The following is a 10,594-nucleotide window of genomic DNA, read 5'->3' on the forward strand; positions in this document are numbered from 1 at the left end:
TTTGCGACCGACATAGTGTCTGACTCGATCAATGAGCAACTGTTGGTTCAGTTTTGGGACGGCGGCTCAATGTGGTCTACCACCAGAACCTGTACTGGCCCCTTGGCGTGCTCCAGTGAGAGTCCCAGTTGGTCGCGGACAGCGTCTGTAAATGGCGGCCATAGCTCAGGATTAGCCTCGCGCTGCGCGTCGCTGTACTGGCTGTATTTCAAGTCGAAGTCGTACGTACCGGAAAGGCCTGTTTTGTCGATAACATCCATACCCGTGAAGAAGCCAAAGTATTGCGCCGCGAATTTCATGTGAGCATTGTGTCCAACCAGTTCGTAGCCAAGTCTCCCATTTCCCCATTGACCTACTTCAGGCAACTTACCAGCGGCCGCGCTTTTCGATTCTTCCTCAGACAGTGGCATCGAACCGCCGGGGTGCATCTTTGGGCCCCCTTTGGCGATGACCAGGTTCAACATCGGCTGCTGGCGAGTCTCCCAATGTGTCTTCAGGTGAAAGCGGTCTTCCAGCATGACCTGCAACATGTGATTGTGTTCTGCAATGAGTTGCTCTTTCGGAAGGGTCGCTAATTTGGCGTCGGCTGCTTCGTCCGACTTAGCCTGAATGTTGTACATGAGCTGTGGCGTAGCCCAGCCGGGAAGACCATCCAAATGGTTCGGTTTGAGCCCGTAGGACATCAGGAGCAGGTTTTGGATGTCGAAATTCGTCAGGTTTAACGTTCCGGTTGCGCCCGCAAACCCGCCACCTACAGTGAAGCCTTGCGGGTCTGGCCTGCTCTCCCGCACGGAAACCACGTCGAGTGTCAGTGTTGGTGTGTAGCCTTCGGCAGGTGTTGTCTGTGCAGTGCAGGGAATTGCGACGATCAAACCAGTGATGAAAAGCAAGAAATGACGGCCACGTATGCGCATGGCCGTCATTGTGCTTGAGCGCCTGTGGGCGCGGCAATCTGATTTTGAACGCTGGCGATTTATGCGGCTTCCGGCTTAGCCGTTCAGGGCTGCCAGTGTCTTCTGCAGGCTGTCACCGTCTTCCACGTTCAGCATCTTTTGTGCGCGGTCGATCTGGCGCATCAGTCCGCTGAGGACTTTGCCGGGGCCGACCTCGATGAAGGTGGTGGCGCCGCTGGACTTCAGCAGCTCTACGCACTCCACCCAGCGGACAGCGCCGGTGACCTGGCGGATGAGGCAGTCGCGGACGTCGGCGCGGCGGCTGATCATGCGGGCATCGACGTTGCTGGCCACGGGAATCTGCGGGTCGAGGATGACGACGCGCTCCAGTTCGGCTGCAAGGCGTTCGGCTGCGGGCTCCATCATCTTGCAGTGGAAGGGCGCGGAGACGGGCAGGGGCACCACGCGCTTGGCTCCGGCTTCTTTGCAGAGTTCGCCCGCACGGGTGACGGCGGTGGCTTCGCCGGAGATGACGGTCTGTTCCGGCGCGTTCAGGTTGGCGGGAGCAACGACACAGTTGTGTTCGTCGCTGGCCTGCTGGCAGAGTTCGCCGATGCGTCCGGCGTCAAGGCCCAGGATGGCGGACATGCCTCCCTTGCCCTGCGGGACGGCCTCCTGCATGAACTGGCCGCGTAGGCGCACGGTGCGGACGGCGTCGGCAAAGGTGAGGGTGCCTGCGGCAACGTGGGCGCTGTATTCGCCCAGCGAGTGGCCGGCGGCCATGGTCGCGGTGATGCCGTGATCAGCCAGAACGCGCGCGGCGGCGACGGAGACGGTCAGGATGGCGGGCTGCGTGTATTCCGTGAGCTTTAGCTGGTCTTCCGGGCCTTCGAAGCAGAGTTGCGACAGGCTGTAGCCCAGGGCTTCGTCGGCTTCTTCAAAGACGGCTTTGGCGGCGGGGAACTTTTCCACCAGATCGCGGCCCATGCCGACGCTTTGCGAACCCTGTCCGGGGAAGAGAAATGCGATGCTCATCGTTCGTATGTCCTTGCGTGTTCAAGAGGAAACCCCACGCTCGCGGTGGAACGTGGGGCCTCGGGTGGATCGTTAACCTGCTTAGATACCGACGCCGAACTCCAGATCCGGCGTCTGATCGCCCGAGTGGGCGTAGTAGTCGTAGGGGGTGCGGCGGTTCATCTTGTAGCGCACACGGAGTTCACGGCCTGCGAGGAGGCCAAGCGTCAGAACACCCACGCCACCCGCAACCCATGCGGCGGTGACGGCCAGCTTGTGCGACTTTGACCGGGGCAGCGCAGCCTCAACAGCGGCGGGAATCTGGGAAAGACTTTCCTGGATACGCGCTTCAATTTCTTCCAATTTTTTGCGGCGACTGCGAGACAGCTTCATGCGGAACATCATAACGCACCCCTATGTGTGATGGCAGTGGGTGAGACGCACGAAAGGCAACAGGGTTGGCTGTCGCGTATCTGCGTGGGCATGTTCCTGTGCGATATGCGACTCGTGGGGAGAAAGCGGGTCTTACAGGATATGGGTTTCGTTCGTTCGCTTTCGACCTTTGCCACTGCCGCCGTACTGGCCGTGGGAGCTGTTTGCTTGTCTGCCCAAACCGCGCCTCCCCCGCCGCCCGCAGGCTGGGTTCCGAACTTTGGTGACGTCATCAGCAGCAATGCTTCTCAGACGTCATTTACCTTTGACCGCAATATGCTGTCGGCGGCGGATCAGTTCTTTGCGAATAGCGACCCAGAGACGCGTCGTGTGGTTGCAGGTCTAAACAGCATCACCGTGCGGACATTTCATGCGAAGGATTTTGCTCGATACGATCCCGGCGCGCTGGGCATGATTGATGCGCAGTATCGTGCGGCGGGATGGAAGCACCTGGTCAACGCCAATGGCGCGGCCTCCGCAAACATGACGGACATGTGGCTGCACTTCCAGGGAATGAACATCACGGGGGTAACGGTGCTTACGCGTGGTGACAGGAACATGAGCGTGGTCAGCGTGGATTGCACGCTACGACCGCTGGATATGCTGCACCTGAGTGGTCACTTCGGGATTCCGAAGATAGACGAGAACGCCGTCATGGTGCCGGCACACTAGGCGGTTCTCAGTGTTGAACAAGTAAGGCAGGGTTCACAAGGTAGGAGTTGCCGGATTTGCGGGTGTCGAAATGCTTATATGGACTCCGACATAGGGCAGGCCGCGGGAGAGAGGGAGTGGAGGTACTTCCCGGTTCTCGCGGCCTGTCTGACCCTGGAACGGGTCTAGGAGTACTTTCAGGCTACTCCTGTCCAGGGCGTTTCGGGCATAAATCTTTTCCACCACGCCATTTTGTAACAGGAATTTCATGCCTCGGCGGGTGAGAACGGAGCCCGCGCACCGCCGTTGTTTCGGACTGCCCTTTGCGCCTTTCGCTGTGCTTCGATTTCAGCCCCTTTGATGGGGTGTTGATTGCCGTTCGGGGCTGGAAGAGCCAGATGGCTGGCCAGAGCCGCGAAATGGGCGGAGCACTCCGGCGCCGCGCCTACGAGCCGCGCGGCGAGCCATGCTTGCGGCGTAATCGTAATCTCTGCGCGTCGTTCCACGGTGGCGCGGAAGATAGTGCGCGCTGCGGAGCGAGCGGCGACAGCGATACCCGGTACCGTGGCGGCCAGTTTGAACCAGCGGTACTCCTTTTCCGCGTTGCCGACCAGATCCACCTGCACATGGGAGCCGGTACGCATCAGGCCGGGGCAGACAGTGAGCACATGCACGCCTTTATGGCGCAGCTCTGCATGAAGACCTTCGCTGAGGCCGACAAGCGCGAACTTGCTGGCGACATAAGGCAGCATGTGCGGCACGGCAATCTTGCCGCCAATGCTGGCAATGTTCACGATCTGTCCTGCTTTCCTCTCCAGCATCTGCGGCAGGACTGCCTGGATGGCGTAAAGCTGGCCGAAGAAATTGATGTTCATGGCGCCGCGAAATGCTTCAGTGGGTTGATCTTCAAACGGACCTACGGTGATGATGGCGGCGCAATTGATGAGGATATCGACGCGTCCGTAGCGCTCGGTGGCGTCTGCAATCATGCGTTCACAGTCTTCTTTGAGACTGATATCGGCGGTGATGGTATGGGCTGTGCCGCCGTTGGGAATGGCGCCTTCGCGCATCAGTGTGCCAAGGGCTTCACGAAGCTCGTCATCCTTGCGCGCAACAAGGACAAGGTGGGCGCCCCCAAGACCGAACTGGCGTGCGATTTCCAGCCCCAGCCCACGGCTGCCGCCTGTAATGAGAACCACCTTGCCACGCACCGCGGCGTCACGCTGATGTGCTTTCCACGCCTCGCAGGCGGCGATGCCTGCGCCAAGCATGCCAAGAGCCAGGTTGATCTTCATGCCATGTTTACGCGCCTGTCGTTTCGCAAACCAGACACCCGCTTTTCCGCCGAGTTTTAACGCTTTGCCAACCATGCACGTTCAGACGCCTGCGGGTTCATTTGCCGTTGCGTGTACCGCGGAATATCTATGGGGTGCGGAAATGGCATCCAAATCAGTAGAATAGAGGCACCCGTCATGGCCACGAAGCGACGTTCCAAAGGCGCATACATGATCTCCGCAGTGTCGGAGATGTATGCCATTCATCCACAGACGCTGCGCCTGTATGAGCGCGAAGGCCTGCTGCGCCCTTCACGCTCCGAGGGCAACACCCGCCTGTACACCGATGAAGACCTGGAGCGGCTGGAGTTCATCCTGAACCTGGCGCGCGATCTGGGGGTGAACATTGCGGGTATTGCGATCATTCTGCAGATGCGCGAACGCATGGAGCAGATGAACAAGGACATGCAGAACTTTGTGAGCTACATGCGCGACGAGATGCTGAGCCGCATGCAGCAACCACGCAGCAATGAAGCGGGTTTGGTGCCACTGCGTCGTCCCGTGCTGGTGGGCAAGCCGGTGGTGATGAAGTCTGCATCTGCTGCGCCGAAGAAGCGGGGATGAGCTTCGCTTCGCTGTCGCATCTCACAGGCACTGGTCTTCTTTCGCGCATCTTGTTCTGGATTGCAGCGCTGGGTTCGCTGACAGCGCTGATCTTCTGCGGCATGGCCGTGGTGGCGGCGCTGCGCTTTGCTGCAAGGCGCAGGTGCGTTCTGCAACGGGAAAAACTGTTCACACCACCACTGAGCCTGTTGAAACCGTTGCATGGTGCAGAGCCGGGGCTTGAGAAAAGCATTGAAAGCTTCTTCCAGCAAGATTATCCCGCGCCATACGAGATCATCTTTTGCGCGCGTCATCAGGATGATGCGGGAATCCAGATTGCGTATGAAGTAGCGCAGCGTTATCCCGATCGGCCTGTGCGCTTTTATGCGTGTGGCGAACCGCTGTATCCCAATCCGAAGATGTTTTCGCTGGCGGTGATGAGTGAGGCAGCTACGTATCCGCACCTGATTACCAGCGATGCGGACGCGCGCATGTCGCCCAATGCATTGCTGCACTGCATCCAGTCCATCGCGCCTGGACACACTGTGAACGGCAAGCAGGTGGTGTTGGGCTCGTGCCTGTATGTGGGACATGTGGATCAGGGCAGCCTCTTTACATGGCTGGATGCCGTGGGCAAGAGCGTGGAGATGGGCTCAGGTGTGTTGATTGCAGACATGCTGAGCGGCACGGATTTTGCGCTGGGTGTGACGATGATTTTGGAGAAGCAGGCATTCATCGACGCCGGTGGATACAAGGACCTGGGCCATTATTGGGCGGAAGATTTTGTGCTCGGCAATCGGCTCGCAGAGCAGGGTAAAGGCGTAGAGATGAGCACGCACGTCATCAAACTGGTAGTAGCGGATCAGGGTGTTGTGCGGTCGTTTCGCGATCAGCTTCGATGGATGCAGAGCACGCGCCGGTCGCGGCCGGCTGGGCACTTTGGTACAGGTCTTACGTTTGCCATGCCGTTTGGCTTGATTGGATTTTTGTTGGAAGCCTCGCTTGGTAACTGGTGCGCAGCGTGGGTGTTTCTAGGTATTGCGCTAGTAAATCGCTGGTTGCAGGCGTTTACCATGTTGCGCGTGCTGGGCGCAGAGCGCATCGTGTTTCAAACGCTGATCTATCCGCTGCGTGATCTGCTTGGTTTTGTTATTTGGTGCTGTAGCTATCTGCCTGCGGATACCAGTTATCACGGCACACAGTTCCGCATCATGCCGGATGGTCGTTTGAAGGCTGACGGCTAAACGCGAAGCAGGCCGCGGAAACCTCTTGCGCGATAAAACGAGGGTGGCGTGTTGTGATACACGAAGACACGACCAAAGCGGCGATCGCCGAATAATCCTCCGCCAAGCTTCACAAAATCTGCAGGCGCTTTGATCCAGCTTTGTGATTTCAGATCGAATTCGCCGAGCTTCTGTAGCGCGAAGTACTGCTCTTCATCCAGCGGCTCAATGCCCATGTCTGCAGCCATGTCCAGAACGCAGCCGATGGGTTGCAACCCTTCTTTCAAGCGTTTTTCATAGCCTTTGCGGTCATAGCAAATGTTGCGGCGACCTTCGGGGCTTTCTGCGGAACAGTCGCAGAAGATGATCTCGCCTGTTTTTTCATCGCGACCAATCACGTCTGGTTCGCCGCCACTCTCTTCCATGGCGAAGAGGGAACGGAGTGCCGCGTTGTTCTTTTCTAGCTTTGCCTCTACCTCACTCCATGCGAGTTTTGCGTGGCGCTTTGCGTTCTTTTCAAAACGCTCTTGCAACACCTTAAGGAGTTGCGTGCGTTGCTGCTTGGAGAGTGCTGCAGGAGCCATAACGTGATCTCTCAGGAACGGCGTAGCTCTGACGCATACAAACACGGCCACGCGCTTCCGCATGGAATGGTATCGCAGTGGTTTTGCTGCTAACGATTGGCGAGGATCATCTTGCCGCCGGATGCGGCGAAAAGATGGACTGCGCCGAAGTGTTGCAGATCTGCGATGCGTGATTGCTGGTAGGTCAACAGGTATACGCGTTGCGTTCCGCTCCATGCTTTGTGAAGGCTGTCTTCATCTTCAAAGATGTGCGGAGCATCTGGCCAGAACGAGCCGAACCACGGGCCGTTGACGCGACCATTTACAAGCTGCAGCGGATGCCGCGTGTAAAAGAGCAGCGTGGAGCCGCTGGTAAGTTCACCGTCAAGCATCACTGCATCCTGCGGTTGCACTACCTTCGCGAGCTGCATTGCCAGACCCTTTGATCCGATGATGGGATAGAAGCGGTCAAGGCCGCCATGCACTGCAAGCAATACGCCGCACATGCTGACAGCAAGTACTGCGTTGGCGGCGCGTTCGCGGTTGGCGATGCGGCGATTGCCGTGGCGCCGTATCCACCATGCAATGGGACCAACGCCGAACATGGATACAGCCATGATCGCGAGCGGCGCGCGGAAGAAGCCCATGGCGCGCGTCGTCAAATCGTGCAGATGACCAAGCGCCAGGTTGTACTGATCCGGATTACTGGTGAGAAGTTCGCTGATATCTGCGCCGGGACGTGCTGCGGGTGATATCGCTGCGAGTGTGGCGCAGATGGCGGCGATGAGCATTCCTAACGGCAGCAGGAACCATGTGTGTGCGCGCAGGATATTGCGACGCAGATGCGGATCGCCATGTTCTGCTCCGGCAACAACACCGCCTGCCATTAACGCGAGAGCAGGCAAAGCAGGGAGCGAGTAATACTCCTGCCGCGAGCTGAGCGTGAAGAAGCCAAGCACCATGCCGCTCCATAGCAGCACAGTCAGCGCGGCCTGCTTGCGCTTGGAGTTTTCCAGCGAGCGATCGCGCCACATGCGTGCATACTGCGTCCATGCTGCGGGCAGGAAAGCAACCCACGGCATGAGCCATAGGAAGAACATCAGCCAGAAGAGCGGAATAGGAACCTGACCGTAATCATGCGGAATGCGCAGGCCGCGGAAGCGCATGAAGTGTTCATTGATGATGTAGAACCAGAACCACCCCGCGCGTGCAGGTAGACCTGTGCCCGCAGGCATGGGGATGGCAGGATTACGCAGTGCCGCAAGAATATGCCACGGCAACGCGACCACGGCAAAGAGCAGCAGCGACGTGAACAATGGCAGTTTCAGCAGTCGTTTGCCTTGCTTTGTCAGCAGCGCGTAGATCACGACAAAGCCAATCGGAAAGACGATGCCGATGAGTCCCTTGGTTAGTAGATTCAGACCCATCACAACGCCGAAAACCCACGTGGCCATGCGTGCAGAACGCATCTGACCGTTGCGGCTGTTGTCCAATGCAATGAGAAATAGATGCACGCCCAGAGCCATCCACAACGCATTCATAATGTCGGGGATGTAAAAGCGTGTGAAGAGATACGGCCCCAGGCTGGTGGCCATGGCGAGTGCGGCATAGAAGCCGCCACGTTCTCCGAACAGCTTGCGGCCAAGCGCGTACACAGAGAGAAACAGTCCCAACACCATCAACGACAGCGGCAGTCGTGCAGCCCAGTCATGAGGGCCGAAGAGTTTCATACCGCCTGCGGCCATCCAGTACATGAGCGGCGGTTTGTCGAAGAAGCGGACACCGTCGACGTAGGGCGTGACGTAGTCATGGCGCTGCAGCATCTCGCGCGCAGCTTCAATGTAGATGGAGTCCACATCGTCCAGCAGACCGGGCGTGAAGAGACAGCCAAGGTGCAGCACGAGCCAGATGGCTACCAGTACAGCGACCGAGCGGCGGTTGAGCGGGCCGGCAGATACCTGCGAATCCGGGGAAAGAGAAGACGGCAGTGGTTCGGACAACGTCACCGCTTCATCTTATGGGTAACGTGCGCCTTATGCCGCAGAAAGACGGCGGATGCCGCAATTCGTGCGCATTCAGCGATAATGGTACGGGCCGAAGTTTGGCAGGATTTTTTGCAAAAAGGCATTCATGCAGGTACAGCAGCGTAGTTCTTTGCGGACGGGGCACATTGCTTTTCTCGCAATCCTTTGGTTTCTGACACAGTTTGCGGGCATCTTCGGTCCGCCGCTGCTGGATGACGTGGACTCCATCCACACCGAAGCCGCGCGCGAGATGATTACGCGCCATGACTACGTGACGCTATACGTGGATGGCATTCGCTATCTGGATAAGCCACCGCTGCCGTATTGGCTGGCGGCCGCTGGCGCGCATGTCTTTGGCATGCATGATTGGGCATTCCGTTTGCCGCTGGCACTGTCGGTGCTGGTGTTGATTCTCTACGTGTATAGCTTTGGCACACGGCTGTTTGGAGAGCGCTCAGGCTTTTATGCGGGGCTGGCCATGGCCACGTGTATCGGGCCTTACATCTTCACGCGATTCTTCATCCCAGATGTGATGGTGGCGCTGTGGATGACCATGTGTGCGGATTTGATTCTGCGCATGGTGGATTCCATTCGTGCAGAAGGCAGAGTGAAGACGTGGCACGCGGTGGTGTTTGCACTGGTGTGTACGGCAGGCATGTTGACCAAGGGACTCATCGGCATTGTGTTCCCGCTGGGCCTGCTAGTGCTGTATCTGCTGGTGATTGGCGAACTGAAGATGTTGTTGAAGATGCGTGCGGGCATCTTTACGGCGGTGTTTCTTGTGACCATGTTGCCGTGGCACATTCTCGCGTGGCGGCAGAATGCGCCCAGCGGTGGAGCGAAGGGCTGGTTCTGGTTTTACATCGTTAACGATCAGATCAATCGCTATCTGAACCGGCGCATTCCACGTGACTATGACAAGGTACCGCTGCTGACCTTCTGGGCGCTGCTGGTGGTGTGGCTGATGCCGTGGGGCGTGTTCCTGTTCGGCGCGGCGCGTCGTTGGTGGCAGCGCAGAGCGGCATGGCGCAGTGGCGGTCCCACTGTGATGTTGCTGCTGTGGGCAGTGATGATTCTGCTGTTCTTCAGCTTCTCCACGCGGCAGGAGTACTACACGCTGCCCGCGGTGCCTGCGCTGGCCCTGCTGGCGGGGCGCTATCTGGCGGATGCGGAGTCGCGAGAGTCAAAGCGTTCGCGGTGGTTCTACGCTGCGTTGTTCTCTGTTGCGGCAATTGCTGCAGTGGTCTGCATTGCGCTTGCGGTTGTGGCGAAGGCTCCGGCGCCTGGCGCGGATCTATTCGAAGCATTGCAGCAGCATCCAGACGACTATCGTCTTTCGTTTGGTCATCTGTTTGATTTCACGACGAACGCCTTCGGGTTCTTCCGTGTACCCCTCATCACCATGGCTTCGAGCCTGTTGCTGGCAACCGGTGTGCCATTGTTCCTGAAGCTGCGCGGTAAGTCGTTTGCGGCAAATGTCGTGCTGGCGCTGGGCATGTGCGGTGTGCTGGGTAGCGTGCATGAAGGTCTGCGGATCTTCTATCCCATCCTTGGATCGGAGCCGCTGGCGCGTGTGATTCAGCAGCACTGGGATCCTGCGGCGCGCATCGTGATTGACGGCGAATATTCCAACGGTGATTCCATTAACTTCTACACCGGCCAGCCGGTGTACATGCTGAATGGGCGCGTGAATAACCTCTGGTACGGCTCACTGTATGCGGATGCGCCGCATCGTTTTGAGGACGATGCTTCGTTCCTGGCGTTGTGGAATGGCAGTGCGCCGGTGTTCTTTGTGACGCACGATGCAAAGCGCACGCAACAATGGCAGGCTGCGCATGGCGGAAGATTGATTGGTTCTTCAGGTGGAAAGTACGTTCTGCTAAACCGCAGTTAGGTGAATTAGTCGAAATACAAACG

General features: G+C 58.1%; 10 protein-coding genes. 4 read left to right on the plus strand and 6 right to left on the minus strand.

From position 1 onward, the window contains the following. Positions 1-47: 47 nt before the first annotated feature. The 3 genes from JAO32_RS19535 to JAO32_RS19545 form a co-directional block, all read right to left on the minus strand. Positions 48-923, minus strand: coding sequence for a TIGR03435 family protein (locus JAO32_RS19535; protein ID WP_334243534.1), 876 nt, complete (start codon positions 921-923; stop codon positions 48-50). 66 nt (positions 924-989) lie between these two features. After that, the gene (gene fabD / locus JAO32_RS19540) at positions 990-1,928 is read right to left on the minus strand and encodes an ACP S-malonyltransferase (protein WP_334243535.1); all 939 of its coding nucleotides are present in this window, start codon (positions 1,926-1,928) and stop codon (positions 990-992) included. A gap of 81 nt (positions 1,929-2,009) precedes the next feature. Then, positions 2,010-2,300, minus strand: coding sequence for a hypothetical protein (locus JAO32_RS19545; RefSeq protein ID WP_334243537.1), 291 nt, complete (start codon positions 2,298-2,300; stop codon positions 2,010-2,012). Positions 2,301-2,441: 141 nt separating this feature from the next. On the opposite strand from JAO32_RS19545, the gene JAO32_RS19550 reads away from it, so the two are divergent. Then, entirely contained in the window at positions 2,442-3,011 is a 570-nt protein-coding gene (locus JAO32_RS19550; protein ID WP_334243539.1) for a hypothetical protein, read from the plus strand. Positions 3,012-3,256: 245 nt separating this feature from the next. Here the strand turns inward: JAO32_RS19550 and JAO32_RS19555 are convergent, their stop codons facing one another. Beyond that, positions 3,257-4,285 (minus strand): SDR family NAD(P)-dependent oxidoreductase, encoded by a 1,029-nt coding sequence (locus JAO32_RS19555; RefSeq protein WP_334243541.1) that lies wholly within the window; start codon positions 4,283-4,285, stop codon positions 3,257-3,259. Positions 4,286-4,462: 177 nt separating this feature from the next. On the opposite strand from JAO32_RS19555, the gene JAO32_RS19560 reads away from it, so the two are divergent. After that, positions 4,463-4,888: a MerR family transcriptional regulator gene (locus JAO32_RS19560; RefSeq protein WP_334243543.1), complete on the plus strand. Its 426-nt coding sequence runs from the start codon at positions 4,463-4,465 to the stop codon at positions 4,886-4,888. Continuing rightward, complete coding sequence (locus JAO32_RS19565; RefSeq protein WP_334243544.1) at positions 4,885-6,111, plus strand: glycosyltransferase; 1,227 nt, start codon at positions 4,885-4,887, stop codon at positions 6,109-6,111. The genes JAO32_RS19560 and JAO32_RS19565 overlap by 4 nt, the downstream gene beginning before the upstream one ends. Here the strand turns inward: JAO32_RS19565 and JAO32_RS19570 are convergent. Continuing rightward, entirely contained in the window at positions 6,108-6,674 is a 567-nt protein-coding gene (locus tag JAO32_RS19570) for a DUF4256 domain-containing protein (RefSeq protein WP_334243545.1), read from the minus strand. The two genes, JAO32_RS19565 and JAO32_RS19570, sit on opposite strands and share 4 nt — an antisense overlap. Positions 6,675-6,763: 89 nt before the next feature. Then, complete coding sequence (locus JAO32_RS19575) at positions 6,764-8,653, minus strand: ArnT family glycosyltransferase (protein ID WP_334243547.1); 1,890 nt, start codon at positions 8,651-8,653, stop codon at positions 6,764-6,766. Positions 8,654-8,783: 130 nt separating this feature from the next. Here JAO32_RS19575 and JAO32_RS19580 point away from each other — a divergent pair, with 130 nt between their 5' ends. Further along, complete coding sequence (locus JAO32_RS19580) at positions 8,784-10,571, plus strand: ArnT family glycosyltransferase (RefSeq protein WP_334243549.1); 1,788 nt, start codon at positions 8,784-8,786, stop codon at positions 10,569-10,571. The last annotated feature ends 23 nt before the right edge of the window (positions 10,572-10,594 follow it).

This window comes from Terriglobus sp. ADX1 (genome assembly GCF_036877645.1).
GTDB lineage: Bacteria > Acidobacteriota > Terriglobia > Terriglobales > Acidobacteriaceae > Terriglobus.

Bases quoted from the DNA above. Each gene is read 5' to 3' on its own strand.
- JAO32_RS19535 (WP_334243534.1), bottom strand. From the start codon at position 923: ATGACGGCCATGCGCATACGTGGCCGTCATTTCTTGCTTTTCATCACT.
- fabD (WP_334243535.1), bottom strand. From the start codon at position 1,928: ATGAGCATCGCATTTCTCTTCCCCGGACAGGGTTCGCAAAGCGTCGGC.
- JAO32_RS19545 (WP_334243537.1), bottom strand. From the start codon at position 2,300: ATGAAGCTGTCTCGCAGTCGCCGCAAAAAATTGGAAGAAATTGAAGCG.
- JAO32_RS19550 (WP_334243539.1), top strand. From the start codon at position 2,442: ATGGGTTTCGTTCGTTCGCTTTCGACCTTTGCCACTGCCGCCGTACTG.
- JAO32_RS19555 (WP_334243541.1), bottom strand. From the start codon at position 4,285: ATGAAGATCAACCTGGCTCTTGGCATGCTTGGCGCAGGCATCGCCGCC.
- JAO32_RS19560 (WP_334243543.1), top strand. From the start codon at position 4,463: ATGGCCACGAAGCGACGTTCCAAAGGCGCATACATGATCTCCGCAGTG.
- JAO32_RS19565 (WP_334243544.1), top strand. From the start codon at position 4,885: ATGAGCTTCGCTTCGCTGTCGCATCTCACAGGCACTGGTCTTCTTTCG.
- JAO32_RS19570 (WP_334243545.1), bottom strand. From the start codon at position 6,674: ATGGCTCCTGCAGCACTCTCCAAGCAGCAACGCACGCAACTCCTTAAG.
- JAO32_RS19580 (WP_334243549.1), top strand. From the start codon at position 8,784: ATGCAGGTACAGCAGCGTAGTTCTTTGCGGACGGGGCACATTGCTTTT.